Genomic DNA, 14,292 nt, shown 5'->3' on the forward strand with positions numbered 1-14,292 from the left:
CTGCGAACGAAATTCTTCAATCTCTTCCGGCGGGTGTCAACGGGTCAGGGGCGGTAGCGGTAGCCCATTCCCGGTTCGGTGATGAGGTGCCGGGGGCGGGCCGGGTCGTCCTCCAGCTTGCGGCGCAGCTGGGCCAGGTACTGCCGCAGGTAGTTGGTCTCGTTCTGGTACTCCGGCCCCCACACGTCCTGGAGGAGCTGCCGTTGGCTGACCAGCTTGCCGGGGTGCCGCAGCAGCTTCTCCAGCACGCTCCACTGGGTCGGGGTCAGCTTGACCTCGGTGCCGTCGTCCCTGCGCACGCTGTGGTCGGCCAGGTCGACGGTGTGCTGACCGATCCGCAGCGCCGGCACCGCCTCGCTGGGCGCGCCGAGCCGGCGGGTGACGGCACGGATGCGGGCCAGCAGCTCCTCCACGCCGAACGGCTTCGTGACGTAGTCGTCGGCGCCGGCGTCGAGCGCCGCCACCTTGTCCTCGCTGCCGGCCCGACCGGAGAGCACGATGATCGGCACGGCGGTCCAGCCGCGCAGGCCGCGGATCACCTCCACCCCGTCGATGTCGGGCAGCCCGAGGTCGAGCACCACCAGGTCGGGTGGATGGCTGGCGGCGGCCTTCAACGCGGCGGCCCCGGTCGCGGCGACGTCCACGTCGTACCGGCGGGCGCGCAGGTTGATCCGCAGGGCACGCAGGATCTGCGGTTCGTCGTCGACGACCAGGATGCGCGTCATTCCTGCGGCCCCTCCGAGCTGGTCTGCGCGGCGGGCAGCCGCAGCACCATGGTGAGCCCACCGCCCGGGGTGGTCTCCGGGGTGATGCTGCCACCCATCGCCTCGGCCAGACCCCGGGACAGGGCGAGACCGAGACCGACGCCGGTCTGGTTGTCCCGGTCGCCGAGGCGTTGGAACGGCAGGAAGACGTGCTCCCACTGGTCCTCCGGAATGCCCGGACCCCGGTCGATCACCCGCAGCTCCACCTGACCGGCGTGGGCGCTGGCGGTGATCGTCGGCGGCTGGTCCGGCGGGCTGTAGCGCAGCGCGTTGGCGACGATGTTGACCAGCACCCGTTCCAGCAGGCCCGGGTCGGCGGTGGCGGCCGGCAGGTCGGCCGGAATGTCGGTGCCGACAGTCGCGGCCGCCGGGCCGAGTTCGTCAAGCGCCAGAGGTACGGCGTCCTCCAGGCCGATGGCGGTCGCCGAGATGCCGAGGACGCCCGCCTGGAGCCGGCTCATGTCGAGCAGGTTGCCGACCAGCCGGGCGAGCCGGTCCAGTGACTCCTCGGCGGTCTCCAGCAGCTCCTCGCGGTCGGACTCGTCGAACTCGATGTCGTGGCTGCGCAGGCTCGTCACCGCCGCCTTCGCCGACGCCAGTGGCGTACGCAGGTCGTGGCTGACCGCCGCGAGCAGCGCGGTGCGCATCCGGTCCGCGGCGGCGAGGGGTCGGGCGGTGGCGGCCTCCTCGGCGAGCCGTTCCTGGCGTAGCGCGACGGCGGCCTGGGCGGCGAACGCCTCGACGATCCGGCGGTCGGCGGCCTCCAGCCGTCGGCCGCTGAGCACGACGGTGATCCGCTCGTCCACAGGTACCGCCGTCTCACCGCCGTCGGGTGCGCAGGCCGGCTGCTCGCCGACGCTGGCCACGACGCACCAGGCGCGCTCGTCGCGGGCCCGGTCCGGGCGTCCACTGGCCTCCTCGGCCAGCTCCAACACGCTGACGGCGCGCAGCCCGAACGTCTCCCGGAGCTGGTCCAGCAGGGCGGGCAGGGGGCGCTCGCCGCGCAGCACGCCACCGGCGACGGCGGCGAGGGTCTGCGCGTCGGCGGCGGCCCGCGCGGCTTCCCGGGTACGCCGGGCGGCCACGTCGACGACCCAGCTGACCGCCAACGCCACAGCCACGAAGACGGCCAGGGCGAGCAGGTTGTCCGCCTCGGCGATGGTCAACGTGCGAAACGGCGGGGTGAAGAACCAGTTGAGCAGCAGCGAGCTGCCGAGCGCGGCGACCAGGGCCGGCCACACCCCGCCGACCAGGGCGACCCCGATCACGCCGGCGAGGAACAGCAGGATGTCGTTGGTCAGGGTCAGGTCGGGAAGGGTCCGCAGCAGCAGTGTGAGCAGCGGCATGCCCAGCACGGCCAGGGCGAAGCCGAGCAGCCGGCGCCGTCGGGACAGCGCGGCCGGCACCGCAGCCGCCCGGCGACCCTTGCCGGCCTGCTTGTGGGTGACCAGGTGCACGTCGATCGAGCCGGAGAGCGCTGTGGTGGTCACCCCGACACCCCGGGCGAAGATCTGCGCGAGTCGGCCCCGGCGGCTGGCGCCGAGCACCAGCTGGGTCGCGTTCACCCCCTGGGCGAAGTCGAGCAGCGCGGCCGGCACGTCGGTGCCGAGCACCTGGTGGTACGTGCCGCCCAGGCTCTCCACCAGCACCCGCTGGCGGGCCAGCTGGGCCGGGTCGGCGCCGGCCAGGCCGTCGCTGCGGGCCACGTGCACGGCGAGCAGGTCGGCGCCCTTGCTGCGGGCGGCGACCCGGGCCGCCCGGCGGATCAACGTCTCGCCCTCCGGGCCACCTGTCAGCGCGACCACCACCCGTTCCCGGGCCTCCCAGGTGGTTGCGATGCCCTGCTGGCTGCGGTAGCGGTCGAGCTGCTCGTCGACCTTGTCGGCCAGCCAGAGCAACGCCACCTCGCGCAGCGCGGTGAGGTTGCCGACCCGGAAGTAGTTGCCCAGCGCGGCGTCGATCTTGTCGGGTCGGTAGATGTTGCCGTGTGCCATCCGCCGACGCAGCGCCTCGGGGGTCATGTCGACGAGCTCGACCTGCTCGGCGGCGCGGACGATCTCGTCCGGCACGGTCTCCCGCTGGGTGGTGCCGGTGATCTGCGCGACCACGTCGTTGACCGACTCCAGGTGCTGCACGTTGACAGTGGACAGCACGTCGATCCCCGCGTCGAGCAGCTCCTGGACGTCCTGCCAGCGTTTGTCGTGCCGGGAACCGGGCACGTTGGTGTGCGCCAGCTCGTCCACCACCGCGATCTCCGGCCGGCGGGCCAGCACCGCGTCCAGGTCCATCTCGGTGAACTCGACGCCCCGGTACTCCATCGCCCGACGGGGCACCTGCTCCAGGTCGCCGAGCATCGCGGCGGTGTGCTGGCGGCCGTGGGTCTCCACGAAGCCGATCACCACGTCGGTGCCGCGCGCGGCTCGCCGCCGGGCCTCCTCCAACATGGCGTACGTCTTACCGACGCCCGGGGCGGCTCCGAGGTAGATGCGCAGTTCTCCGCGTGGCACGGGGACCATCCTCCCTGGTCAGAGTGGCGGGCGGGGCGGTGCCGGTCGGCACGGCCCCGCCCGCGAGGGTGCTCAGCGCGCGGCGAACTGCTTGTCGAGGGCCAGGTTGAGTTCCAGCACGTTGACGCCGGGCTCACCCATGAATCCGAGCGCCCGCCCGTCGGTGTGCTCCCGCACCAGCTTGCGGACCGCCGCCGGGTCCGCGCCGCGCTCCCGCGCGACCCGGTTCACCTGCAACTCGGCGTACGCCGGGCTGATCTGCGGGTCGAGGCCGCTGGCGCTGGCGGTGACCGCGTCGGCGGGCACCGCCGGGTCGGCCGGCGCGTCGCCCCGGATCGCTGTGACCACCCCACCGGCCGCCACGTAGTCCTCGCCGGGCTGGGCCAACTCCACACTGACCCCCTGGTAGGAGCTGACGAACGGCGTCGCCGGGGCCGTCTGGTTGACGCTGACCACCCGGGTGACCGGGCCGGTGAGACCGTCGGCGCGGAAGACCGCGAGCACGGCGCCCACCCCGCCGTCGGTGCAGTAGGGGCGTCGCCCGTCGACGCCGTTCAGCTCGCCGACGGCCTTGCTGCGCCCGCACACCTGGGTGAGCAGGCTTTCGCTGGACTCCTCCGGGTCGGTGGCGATGGTGTCGACCACGCTCTCCGGGCCCAGATTGCTGGCCGAGGTGGAGGTCGGGTCGTAGCCGTCGCCGGCGGCGGAGGGGCGGGACTGGAAGTAGCGGGCGACCGGGTTGCCGTCCGCGTCGGTGAAGGACTGGCCGATCAGCGCGCTGCCGACGGTGGTGCCGCCCACGGTGATCAGCGAGCCGTCGGCCTTGTGGTGGAGGCCGGGCAGTTGGCCGAGCGCTACCAGGGCCAGCGGGTAGACCAGGCCGAGCAGCACAGTGAAGACGAGTACGGCGCGCAGGGCGGCGAGGTGTTGGGCGATCCAGGTGGGTAGGCGCATCACGAAATCCCCGGGATGAACTGGATGAGCAGGTCGATGAGCTTGATCCCGATGAACGGCACGATGATGCCGCCCAGTCCGTACACCAGCAGGTTGCGGCTGAGCAGCTTCGACGCGGCGGCCGGCCGGTACCGCACACCGCGCAGGGCGAGCGGGATCAGCGCGATGATCACCAGGGCGTTGAAGATGACGGCGGACAGGATCGCCGACTCCGGGCTGGCCAGCCGCATGATGTTCAGCGCGTCCAGGCTCGGGTAGAGGCCGGCGAACATGGCCGGGATGATCGCGAAGTACTTCGCGATGTCGTTGGAGATGCTGAACGTCGTCAGCGCACCCCTGGTGATCAGCAACTGCTTGCCGATCTCCACGATCTCGATCAGCTTGGTCGGGTCGGAGTCGAGGTCGACCATGTTGCCGGCCTCCTTGGCGGCCGACGTGCCGGTGTTCATGGCCACGCCGACGTCGGCCTGGGCGAGCGCCGGGGCGTCGTTGGTGCCGTCACCGGTCATCGCGACCAGCCGGCCGCCCTCCTGCTCCCGCTTGATCAGCGCGAGCTTGTCCTCCGGCGTCGCCTCGGCCAGGAAGTCGTCCACCCCGGCCTCGTCGGCGATGGCCTTCGCGGTACGCGGGTTGTCGCCGGTGATCATCACGGTGCGGATGCCCATCCGGCGCATCTCGTCGAACCGCTCGCGCATGCCGGACTTGACGACGTCCTTGAGGTGGATGACGCCCAGGGCACGGGCGGGTTGACCGTCGACGTGCTCGGCGACGACGAGCGGGGTGCCGCCGGTGCCGCTGATCGCGTCCACGATCTCGCCGACCTGCTCGGTCGGGTGACCGCCGTTTTCGCGTACCCACTTCATCACCGCGGCGGCGGCGCCCTTGCGGACCCGGCGGGCCGTGCCCACCGTGCCGCCGTCCACGCTGCCGTCCGGGGTCAGGTCGACGCCGCTCATCCGGGTCTGCGCGGTGAACGGCACGAACGTGGCGTGCGGCATGACGCCGGGCTCGCGCTCGCGCAACCCGAACTCGTTCTTCGCCAGGACGACCACCGAGCGCCCCTCCGGGGTCTCGTCGGCCAGACTGGACAGCTGCGCGGCGTCGGCCACCGTCGCGGCGTCGACCCCGTCGACCGGTACGAACTCGGCGGCCTGCCGGTTGCCCAGGGTGATGGTGCCGGTCTTGTCCAGCAGCAGGGTGTTGACGTCGCCGGCCGCCTCGACGGCCCGGCCGCTCATGGCCAGGACGTTGCGCTGGACGAGGCGGTCCATGCCGGCGATGCCGATGGCGGAGAGCAACGCGCCGATGGTGGTGGGAATCAGGCAGACCAGCAGCGAGACCAGCACGACGCCGGTCACACCCGAACCGGTGATCGCCCCGCTGTCCGGCGCTGCCGCCTGGTACGCCTTGGAGAAGATCGCCAGGGGTTGGAGGGTGACCACGGCCAACAGGAAGATGATCGTGAGCGCGGCGAGCAGGATGTTCAGCGCGATCTCGTTCGGCGTCTTCTGCCGGTTGGCACCCTCGACCAGGGCGATCATCCGGTCGATGAAGCTCTCACCCGGCCTCTGGGTGATCTTCACGATGATCTGGTCGGAGAGCACCTTGGTGCCGCCGGTGACAGCGCTGCGGTCGCCGCCGGACTCGCGGATGACCGGAGCCGACTCGCCGGTGATGGCCGACTCGTCGACGCTGGCGATGCCCTCGACGATGTCCCCGTCGCCGGGGATGATGCCGCCCGCCTCGACGAGCACGATGTCGCCCTGACGCAGGTCCGGCGCGGGCACCGCCTCGTCGCGGTAGGTGTTGGCGCGCGCGCCGGGCCTCCAGTCGATCAGCCGGGTGGCGATGGTGTCCTTCTTCGCCTGCCGCAGGGACGCGGCCTGGGCCTTGCCCCGGCCCTCGGCGACCGCCTCGGCCAGGTTCGCGAAGACGACAGTGAGCCAGAGCCAGATGGTGATCGCCCAGGCGAACACCGACGGGTCGGTCACCGCAAGGACGGTGGTGAAGGCCGCGCCGACCTCCACGATCAGCATCACCGGGTTACGCCACAGGGTGCTCGGGTTGAGCTTGCGCACCGCGTCCGGCAGGGACCGGATGAGCTGCTTCGGGTCGAGCAGACCCCCGCCGATCCGGTTGGCGCCGGTGGCGAGCTGCCCGGATGTCACGGACATGTCCTCGTTCCTCATGATGGTCAGAGCCCCTCTGCCAGCGGGCCGAGCGCGAGCGCGGGCAGGAAGGTCAGCGCGACGAGGACGACGGTGACGCCGACGACCATCCCGATGAACAGGGGTCGGTGGGTCGGCAGGGTGCCCTCGGACGCGGGGGTGGGTGCCTGGCGGGCCAGTGAGCCGGCCAACGCGAGCACGAAGATGAGCGGCAGGAAACGGCCCAGCAGCATGCACAACCCGAGCGCGGTGTCCCACCAGGTGGTGTTGACGGTGATGCCGCCGAACGCGGAGCCGTTGTTGTTGCTGGCCGAGGTGAACGCGTACAGCACCTCGGAGAGGCCGTGCGGGCCGACGTTGAGCGCTGTCGAGTTGTTGCCGGTGGCGAACGCGGCGGCCGTACCGACCAGCACCAGGATCGGCGTGATCAGGAAGTACAGCGAGGCGAACTTGATCTCCCGCGACCCGATCTTCTTGCCCAGGTACTCGGGGGTGCGGCCCACCATCAGGCCGGCCACGAAGACCGTGATCACCGCCAGGATGAGCAGGCCGTAGAGACCGGAGCCGGTACCGCCCGGCGCTACCTCGCCGAGCATCATGTTGATCATCGTCATCATGCCGCCGAGGGAGGTGAACGAGTCGTGGAACGAGTTCACCGCGCCGGTCGAGGTCAGCGTGGTGGCGGCGGCGAAGGTGGCCGAGTTCGACACGTCGAACCGCACCTCCTTGCCCTCCAGCGCCGCGCCGACCGCCTGCGGCACAGTGCCGTGACCGGTCAGCTCGAAGATGTTGGTGATGGCGACGCTGGCGAACGCGAGGATGCCCATCACCGCGGCGATGGCGTAGCCCTGCCGGTTCTGCCCGACCATCCGGCCGAAGACCCGGGGCAGGCTGAACGGGATGAGGAAGATCAGGAAGATCTCCAGCCAGTTCGTCCAGGCGGTCGGGTTCTCGAACGGGTGGGCACTGTTGACGTTGTAGAAGCCGCCACCGTTGGTGCCCAGTTCCTTGATCACTTCCTGGCTGGCGACCGGACCACCGGTGATGGTCTGGGTGCCGCCGGTCAGCGTGGTCACGTCGGTGCCGCCGGAGAGGTTCTGCACCGCCCCGCCGATCATCAACGCGATGGCGCCGAGCACCGCGATGGGCAGCAGGATCCGCAGCGTGACCCGGGTCAGGTCCACCCAGAAGTTGCCGAGCTGCCCGGTGCGGCTACGGGCGAAGCCGCGCACCAACGCGACAGCCACCGCGATGCCGACCGCCGCCGACACGAAGTTCTGCACGGCCAGGCCGGCCATCTGCACCAGGTGGCCCATCGTCGACTCACCCGAGTAGGACTGCCAGTTGGTGTTGGTCACGAACGACACTGCCGTGTTCCACGCGCCGTGCGGCACCACCGGGTCGAAGCCCAGGGACAGCCACAGGTGGTTCTGCACCCGCTGGAACAGGTACAGGAACAGGATCGAGACGGCCGAGAACGCCAGCACGCTGCGGGCGTACACACCCCAGGTCTGCTCGGCGGCCGGGTTGACCCCGACGAGTCGGTAGATGCCCCGCTCGACCCGCGACTGCTTCGTGCCGGAGACCGCCCGGAACATGTAGTCGCCGAACGGCTTGTAGACGGCGACGAGGGCCGCCACCAGCGCCAGCACGAAGATGACGCCCGCTGTTGTCATGGTCATCAGAAGCGCTCCGGGAACAGCAGGGCGAACACCAGGAACGCGCCCAGGACGATCGCGAGCACCAGACCGACGGCGTTGACCGCGTTCACAGCTTCTCCACCGCCCGGACCACCAGGGCGAGCGCCGCGAACAGCGCCACCGTCAGGACCACGAACACCACGTCAGACACGCTGACTCCTCAGCCGGAAAGGTTCGTCGCGACCGCCTTCCGGTCGCGCCGGGCAATCAAAGCCCCGTCACCCGCCGTACGGCAGGGGTCATAACGCGACCATGACGGCGGCGAACCTTTTCTTGACGTGGTTTTCACACAGGCACCGTGAACAGGTGAAATGGGGCACAGAACCCCGACGGCCCGAGCGGTCAGGACTGGTTGTCCACCCTTTGCTCTGCACCCGCGGAGGCACCAGCTACAGACCGTGAGCGTCGCCTCCGCGGGTGCAGAGCAAAGGGCACGCGAGAGGCATGCGCGACCCGGACGGGGTCCGCGCATGGAGGTGGCGGAGCGGAGGTGCGAGGCCGGGTCAGACCGGGCGGCGGGCCACCAGCACGTCTCGCATGATCGACTGGTCCACCCGGTGCCGCAGCGCGCGGTAGGGCTCGTCGTCGACCACTGTCAGGCCCGCGTCGGCCAGCGCCGCCGCGGCGTCGTCGCGGCTCGCGACGTGGGTGTTCCAGGAGATGCCGAGCGCGCCGCCAGGCCGCAGCAACCGCGCCCAGACCGGCGCGGCGTCCGCGAGCAGCGCCAGCGGGTCACGCGACAAACCGTGATCGGCGGTACGACTGCCGTGCTGTACGCCGTACGGCGCGTCGGCCACGACCAGGTCCACGGTCTCCGGGCGGAAGAACTCCGCCGACCGGGCGGTGTCGGCGTTCACCACGTCCAACAACTGCGTCTGGCCGGCCTTGTGCTCCTCGCGGGTCGGCGCAAGCTCGATCCGCACGCGTCGGCCGACCACCTTGCGCTCCCGGCGCACCGGCCCCGACTCCAGCACCCGGTGCTTGAGCCGCTTCTGCTTCAGCCAGGTGGTGACGAACGCCCGGTACGCCTCGACGTCCTTCTGATCGCGCTCGATCCCGGCGGCGTCGAAGCCGTACATCAGCGCCTGGTTGAGCGTGGTGCCCCGGCCGCAGAGCGGGTCGAGCACCCGGAACCGCCGGCTGGTCATCTCGGTGGCCCAGTCCGAGGCGAGCAGCGTGACGTTGAGTAGCAGCTTGGTGAACTGCTCGTTGGTCTTGCCCGGGTACTTCTGGATGGTGAGCAGGTCGTCGTCGTAGCGGTCCAGCCGGCTCCACTCGATCGGACGCAGCAACTCGCCGACGATCTCGAACAGCGCGTACCCGGCGGAGAGATTGCCCAGGACGGCCAGGTCACGCTCGGTCAACCCGTCGCCGGTGAACGTCACGTAGGACGCCCCACCGACCACCTCGGTGTCCAGGTCGCCGATCCGACCGTCGAGCGCCGAGCGGCCGAAGATCTCCAGCTCGGCTCGGGTGAGGTCGACGGCGGAGCGGGCGTACACCCGATTGGTTGCGGGCAGGATCAGCAGGCCGTAGCGCGTCATGGTCCGGCGAGTATTCCACAACGGGTGACGGTCGCCGGGAACCGGAGCGGCTGTCGGAGCGACTACCGGTACATGGGGTGTGAGCAGTGGCGGGAGGTCCTGTCCGCGCAGTTGGACGGGGAGGAGACCGCCGCCGAACGGGCGGCGGCGCAGGGGCACCTTGACGGGTGTGCCGATTGCCGGGCCTGGTTCACGGCGGCGGCTGCGGTGACACGTCGGATTCGTACCCGTTTGGTCACCGACGTACCCGACCGGACCGCAGCGATCCTGGCCGCCACCGCGGCGGCCCCGCCGCCCCGGCGGTCGTGGTGGCGGCGCCTGGGTGGGCGTGGCCCCCTGGTCGCCGGGCTACGTGCGGCGCTCGGCCTGCTCGGCGCGGTGCAGTTGGTGCTCGGCCTGGCCCAGGTGGGCCGGGGCGCGACCGCCGACCACCTACACCCCACCGGCCAGCACCTGTGGCACGAGTCGGCCGCCTGGAACGTGGCGGTCGGTGCCGGCTTCCTCTTCGTGGCGGTACGCCGCACCCCGCCGGCCGGGCTCCTGCCGATGCTCAGCGCGTTCGTCGGCACGCTGCTGCTGCTCTCGGTCAACGACCTGGCCACCGGCTCGGTGGGCGGGGAACGACTGGTCAGCCACGGCTTCCTGGTGGTCGGCTACCTGATCACCGTGCTGCTGTCCCGGCCCGGCCTGCGCCCCGGTGGGCCCGCGCCGCAGCGGCAGCCGACGCCGTCACGCTGGCGGTTCGGCACCGACGAGGTGGAGCGTCCGCTGCGGGTGGTACGCCCCGAGTCGTACCCGGCCCAGGCCGCCGACCGTTTCGCCGCCCCGGCAGCGCGGTTCGGGCCAGCCGCCCCGGCGGCGCACGTCGGTGCGACCACTCCGGCGGCTCGTCGCGGGCGGGTCGGTGGGGCGGCTCGTGCCGGGCGGGCCGACGAGCGGCGCGCGGCCTGACCGGCCCACTCAGGCCCGCGGGCGGGCCGGTCCGTCGCTGGCGATGACCTGCGGGACGACCTGTTCGACGATGGTCAGCAGGGTGGTGGTCAGCAGGAGGTGTACCTGGTCGCGGGTCAGCGCGCCGCGCTGAAGCCATTCCCGGGCGGTCGACGTGGCCAAGCCGCAGTACGCCCTGACCATGCCGCGAAGTTCCTCGTGGTGCGCGGCCTGGCCGGCCAGCCCGACGGCGACGAGCATGCGGTCCGCGGCGACCTCCTCGGCCTCGGCCAGCACCCGCTCCACGTCGGCGTCCCCGCCCATCCCCCGCGCGGTGACCGCCGCCAACCAGGACGTGCTGTGCCGGGACACCACGTCGAGGAACCAGGTGACACTGGCGTCGACCCGGGTCCGCAGGTCCCCCTTGGGCAGCCGCTCCACTGCCACCTCCGGAATGGTCACCATGACCCGGACGACCTCCAGGTAGAGGTCCTTCTTCGTGCCGAAGTAGTGGTTGACCAGGCCCCGGGCGACACCCGCCTCGCGGGCGACGTCGGTTGTCGAGACGTCCGCGTACGGCCGCTCGCCGAACAACCGGACCGCACAGGCCAGGATCTGGCCGCGCCGGGCGTCCGGCTCCAACCGGCGGCGACGGGGAGCCGTCTCGACACTCATCTGCCCGACCCTATCGGCAGCTCACCGCGCCGCCCTCGGTGTCAGTCGCCACCGCACCTTGATCATGTGATGAGAAAGAGCTGTGGAAGCCGCTCCGGACCTACTTTTCATCACCTGATCATGGCCCGCCGGCGGTGACTAAGTGCCGGCTGGCGGCACCCGCACGAAGGCGACAGCGCCGAACTCGAACTCCGCCTGAGCGACGGCCTCCGCCTCCGTTGGGTGACAGGTGTCCGTCAAAACTGCCCAGTCTCCGGTGCAGTAGAAGAGGTAGCAGTCCGCCTCGGCCTCGTCGTAGCGGGCTACCGCCAGGTGGACGACCAGCTCTGCGAATTCGTTGACGGAGTGGCGTGTCGCCCCCGTCGGCAACTGGCCCGGTGCCAGGTTGGCGAACATCGTGACCCGGGCGCCGTCGAGCAGGGCCGGAGGCGTGGTTCTCATGACACGATTCTCGCCGCTCAGGCCCACTTCGGCCGCGCCCACACCGCCTCTCACACCTTGATCGACTCGACTTTGCTGAAGACGGGGCATCCAGGTCGGGCGTTTGGCCCGGCTTCAAGGAAACGGAGTCGATCAAGGCGGGCAGCCTCGGTGGGCCGAGGGCGGGCGGCACGCCGGGCGGCCACCCCGCGGCTTATTGACATGCTGCCAACAGGGCGCGAGGGTGGTGCTCATGCCGACGCCCCCACTCGACGGTCCACCCTCGCCCTGGCGGCAGCCGGAGCACGACGACCTCGCCGACCTGGCCCGCACCTTCTTCACCAAGGAGGTGCTGCCGCACGCCGAGCGCCTGCTGGCGCAGGGCCACCCGGACCGCGAGCACTACCGGCGCGCCGGTGAGCTGGGGTTGCTCGGCCTGTCCGTCCCGGAGGAGTACGGCGGCGGGGGCGGCGGGTTCACCCACGAGGCCGTGATGCTGCACGAGCAGGCGCACACCGGGGAGAGCAGCCTCGGGCTGGCCGTGCACAGTGGAATCGTCACCGGTTACCTGGCGGCGTACGGCAGCGAGGAGCAGAAGCGACGCTGGCTGCCCGGCCTGTGCAGCGGTGAACTGGTCGGCGCGATCGCGATGACCGAGCCGGACGGCGGCTCCGATCTTCAGGCGATGCGAACCCGGGCGGTCCGGGACGGTGACGACTACCTGGTCACCGGCGCGAAGACGTTCATCACCAACGGCGGCCTGGCCGATCTGATCATCGTGGCGGTGAAGACCGACCCCGAGCAGCGGGCGGCCGGTGTCTCGCTGCTCGTCTGCGAGGTGAGCGGCGATCCGGAGGGGTTCCGCCGGGGGCGACTGCTGTCCAAGATCGGGCTGCACGCGAACGACACCGCGGAGCTGTTCTTCGACGGGTTCCGGGTGCCGGCGGCCAACCTGCTCGGGGGTGTGGAGGGGTTGGGCTTCATCCAGCTCATGCAGCAACTCCCGCAGGAACGGCTGGTCATCGGTGTCGGCGCGGTCGCGGCGATGGAACGGGCGGTAGCGCTGACCGTCGCGTACGCCAAGGAACGCACCGCCTTCGGCAAGCCGCTGATGGGCCACCAGAACACCCGGATGGTGCTCGCGGAGTGCGCCACCCGTACCCGGGTCAGCCGGGTCTTCCTGGACGACTGCATCGTCCGGCACAGTCGCGGCGACCTGGACGTGGCCACCGCCGCGATGGCGAAGTCGTGGCTCACCGACGGGCAGTGCGAGGTCATCGACAGGTGCCTGCAGATTTTCGGTGGCTACGGCTACACGACCGAATATCCGATCGCCCGGATGTACGCCGACGCCCGGGTGCAGAAGATCTACGGCGGCACCAACGAGATCATGAAGGAGCTGATCGCCCGTGCCCTCTGAGGCGTACGTCTATGACGCGGTTCGCACCCCGCGCGGACGCGGCCGGGACACCGGCGCGCTGCACGGGGTCAAGCCGATCTCGCTGGTGGTCGGCCTGATCGACGCGTTGCGCGAGCGCAACCCCGGCCTGGACGTGGGCCGGTTGGAGGATCTCCTCCTCGGCATCGTCACCCCGGTCGGCGAGCAGGGCGGCGACCTGGCGCGGGCCGCCGCGCTGCTGGCGGGATTGCCCGACGAGGTGGGCGGGGTGCAGCTCAACCGGTTCTGCGCCTCCGGGTTGGAGGCGGTCAACTCCGCCGCCGCGCGGATCCGCTCGGGCTGGGAGCACCTGCTGCTGGCCGGCGGGGTGGAGTCGATGTCCAGGGTGCCGATGGGCTCCGACGGCGCGGCCTGGGCGACCGACCCGCAGACCGCGCTGGCCACGTCGTTCGTGCCGCAGGGCGTCAGCGCCGACCTGATCGCGACGCTTGAGGGTTTCACCCGCGACGACGTGGACGGTTACGCGGTGCGGTCGCAGGAACGGGCCGCCAAGGCGTGGGCCGGCGGGCACTTCGCGCGTTCGGTGGTGCCGGTCCGCGACGGCAACGGGTTGGACATCCTCAGCGTTGACGAGCATCCGCGCCCGGAGACGACCCGGGAAGCCCTCGCCCGGCTCACCCCGTCCTTCGCCACGATCGGCGAGGCGGCCGGCTTCGACGCTGTGGCGTTGCAGAAGTTCCACTGGCTGGAGGCGATCGAGCACGTCCACCACGCCGGCAACTCGTCGGGCATCGTGGACGGTGCGGCGCTGGTGCTGATCGGCTCCGAGCAGGTCGGCCGCGACCTCGGCCTCACCCCACGTGCCCGGATCGTCGGCGCGGCGGTCACCGGGGCGGATCCGACGCTGATGTTGACCGGCCCGATCCCGGCCACCCACAAGGCACTCGCCGCCGCCGGGCTGACAGTCGACGACATCGACCTGTTCGAGATCAACGAGGCGTTCGCGGCAGTGGTGCTGAAGTACGTCCGTGACCTGGGGCTCGACCCGGACCGGGTGAACGTCAACGGCGGCGCTATCGCTCTCGGCCACCCGCTCGGCGCGACCGGAGCCATGCTGCTCGGCACCGCGTTGGACGAGTTGGAGCGCCGTGACCTGCGCCGCGCCGTGGTGACCCTCTGCATAGGCGGCGGCATGGGCGTCGCCACCGTTCTCGAGCGCTGCTGACCCGGA

12 protein-coding genes are annotated in these 14,292 nt (G+C 71.1%); 3 read left to right on the forward strand and 9 right to left on the reverse strand.

What is annotated here, in order from left to right; genetic code table 11:
* Positions 1-44: 44 nt before the first annotated feature.
* The 7 genes from O3438_RS19770 to O3438_RS19800 all read right to left on the reverse strand — a co-directional run bounded on the left by O3438_RS19770 (position 45) and on the right by O3438_RS19800 (position 9,637).
* Positions 45-725 (reverse strand): response regulator, encoded by a 681-nt coding sequence (locus O3438_RS19770; protein ID WP_269681338.1) that lies wholly within the window; start codon positions 723-725, stop codon positions 45-47.
* On the reverse strand, positions 722-3,271 hold the full coding sequence (locus O3438_RS19775) for a sensor histidine kinase (RefSeq protein WP_269681339.1): 2,550 nt from the start codon (positions 3,269-3,271) through the stop codon (positions 722-724). Before O3438_RS19775 ends, O3438_RS19770 begins: the two co-directional genes overlap by 4 nt.
* Before the next feature lie 72 nt (positions 3,272-3,343).
* Positions 3,344-4,225 carry a potassium-transporting ATPase subunit C gene (locus O3438_RS19780; RefSeq protein WP_269681340.1) on the reverse strand — a complete coding sequence of 294 codons (882 nt, stop codon included), beginning with the start codon at positions 4,223-4,225 and terminating at the stop codon, positions 3,344-3,346.
* On the reverse strand, positions 4,225-6,399 hold the full coding sequence (gene kdpB, locus O3438_RS19785; RefSeq protein ID WP_269681341.1) for a potassium-transporting ATPase subunit KdpB: 2,175 nt from the start codon (positions 6,397-6,399) through the stop codon (positions 4,225-4,227). Before kdpB ends, O3438_RS19780 begins: the two co-directional genes overlap by 1 nt.
* 20 nt (positions 6,400-6,419) lie before the next feature.
* Complete coding sequence (gene kdpA / locus O3438_RS19790; RefSeq protein WP_269681342.1) at positions 6,420-8,075, reverse strand: potassium-transporting ATPase subunit KdpA; 1,656 nt, start codon at positions 8,073-8,075, stop codon at positions 6,420-6,422.
* On the reverse strand, positions 8,075-8,164 hold the full coding sequence (kdpF, locus tag O3438_RS19795; RefSeq protein WP_036390805.1) for a K(+)-transporting ATPase subunit F: 90 nt from the start codon (positions 8,162-8,164) through the stop codon (positions 8,075-8,077). The genes kdpA and kdpF overlap by 1 nt, the downstream gene beginning before the upstream one ends.
* Positions 8,165-8,596: 432 nt before the next feature.
* Positions 8,597-9,637: a TRM11 family SAM-dependent methyltransferase gene (locus O3438_RS19800; protein ID WP_269681343.1), complete on the reverse strand. Its 1,041-nt coding sequence runs from the start codon at positions 9,635-9,637 to the stop codon at positions 8,597-8,599.
* A 72-nt stretch (positions 9,638-9,709) separates the two neighbouring features.
* Between O3438_RS19800 and O3438_RS19805 the strand changes: the two genes are divergently transcribed.
* A complete protein-coding gene (locus O3438_RS19805; RefSeq protein ID WP_269681344.1) occupies positions 9,710-10,588 on the forward strand; it encodes a zf-HC2 domain-containing protein in 879 nt (292 codons plus the stop codon).
* Positions 10,589-10,597: 9 nt separating this feature from the next.
* On the opposite strand, the gene O3438_RS19810 is transcribed toward O3438_RS19805, so the two are convergent.
* Complete coding sequence (locus O3438_RS19810; protein ID WP_269681345.1) at positions 10,598-11,242, reverse strand: TetR/AcrR family transcriptional regulator; 645 nt, start codon at positions 11,240-11,242, stop codon at positions 10,598-10,600.
* A 138-nt stretch (positions 11,243-11,380) separates the two neighbouring features.
* Positions 11,381-11,683, reverse strand: coding sequence for a hypothetical protein (locus O3438_RS19815; protein WP_269681346.1), 303 nt, complete (start codon positions 11,681-11,683; stop codon positions 11,381-11,383).
* Positions 11,684-11,915: 232 nt separating this feature from the next.
* Here O3438_RS19815 and O3438_RS19820 point away from each other — a divergent pair, with 232 nt between their 5' ends.
* On the forward strand, positions 11,916-13,082 hold the full coding sequence (locus tag O3438_RS19820) for an acyl-CoA dehydrogenase family protein (protein WP_269681347.1): 1,167 nt from the start codon (positions 11,916-11,918) through the stop codon (positions 13,080-13,082).
* A complete protein-coding gene (locus O3438_RS19825; protein ID WP_269681348.1) occupies positions 13,072-14,286 on the forward strand; it encodes an acetyl-CoA C-acetyltransferase in 1,215 nt (404 codons plus the stop codon). Before O3438_RS19820 ends, O3438_RS19825 begins: the two co-directional genes overlap by 11 nt.
* Positions 14,287-14,292: the final 6 nt, after the last annotated feature.

The sequence above is a fragment of the Micromonospora sp. WMMC250 genome (assembly GCF_027460215.1).
GTDB lineage: Bacteria > Actinomycetota > Actinomycetes > Mycobacteriales > Micromonosporaceae > Micromonospora > Micromonospora taraxaci.

Excerpts from the sequence above, each read along its gene's own strand:
- O3438_RS19800 (WP_269681343.1), bottom strand. The coding sequence starts at position 9,637 with ATGACGCGCTACGGCCTGCTGATCCTGCCCGCAACCAATCGGGTGTAC.
- O3438_RS19820 (WP_269681347.1), top strand. The coding sequence starts at position 11,916 with ATGCCGACGCCCCCACTCGACGGTCCACCCTCGCCCTGGCGGCAGCCG.
- O3438_RS19810 (WP_269681345.1), bottom strand. The coding sequence starts at position 11,242 with ATGAGTGTCGAGACGGCTCCCCGTCGCCGCCGGTTGGAGCCGGACGCC.
- O3438_RS19780 (WP_269681340.1), bottom strand. The coding sequence starts at position 4,225 with ATGCGCCTACCCACCTGGATCGCCCAACACCTCGCCGCCCTGCGCGCC.
- O3438_RS19815 (WP_269681346.1), bottom strand. The coding sequence starts at position 11,683 with ATGAGAACCACGCCTCCGGCCCTGCTCGACGGCGCCCGGGTCACGATG.
- O3438_RS19770 (WP_269681338.1), bottom strand. The coding sequence starts at position 725 with ATGACGCGCATCCTGGTCGTCGACGACGAACCGCAGATCCTGCGTGCC.
- kdpB (WP_269681341.1), bottom strand. The coding sequence starts at position 6,399 with ATGTCCGTGACATCCGGGCAGCTCGCCACCGGCGCCAACCGGATCGGC.
- kdpA (WP_269681342.1), bottom strand. The coding sequence starts at position 8,075 with ATGACCATGACAACAGCGGGCGTCATCTTCGTGCTGGCGCTGGTGGCG.
- O3438_RS19805 (WP_269681344.1), top strand. The coding sequence starts at position 9,710 with ATGGGGTGTGAGCAGTGGCGGGAGGTCCTGTCCGCGCAGTTGGACGGG.